1 protein-coding gene is annotated in these 331 nt (G+C 47.7%); it reads left to right on the top strand.

From position 1 onward, the window contains the following. A partial coding sequence (locus KDM89_RS20980) for a sugar phosphate nucleotidyltransferase (RefSeq protein WP_268977911.1) occupies positions 1–331 on the top strand: 331 nt, incomplete at both ends.

The following is a 331-nucleotide window of genomic DNA, read 5'->3' as shown; positions in this document are numbered from 1 at the left end:
CCGCATTGCGTTTAAGTGTACAGGCTGCTCTCAGTGGAGAGATCGTTATACTTGGTATCAAGCCGGACCGCCCTGAAACCGGTTACGGATACATACACTACGATGAAGATTTGGGTGCATCAGGCAAGCATAAAGTTCTGCAGTTTACGGAAAAGCCAGACCTTGAGACCGCAGTGCAGTACTTGAGTAGTGGTCATTACGCCTGGAACAGTGGAATGTTTGTTTTAAAAGCGAGCACATGGCTCAAAGCATTGGGAATGTTCCGCCCTGATATATTGCAGTCTGTCAGTTCAGCATGGAATAGCCGCTCCAATGACGAGTTGTTTGTTCG

It is taken from the genome of Cognatundibacterium luofuense (assembly GCF_018139685.1).
Taxonomy (GTDB): domain Bacteria; phylum Pseudomonadota; class Gammaproteobacteria; order Burkholderiales; family Burkholderiaceae_D; genus Undibacterium; species Undibacterium luofuense.
This window is presented reverse-complemented; position numbering and strand designations above follow the sequence as displayed.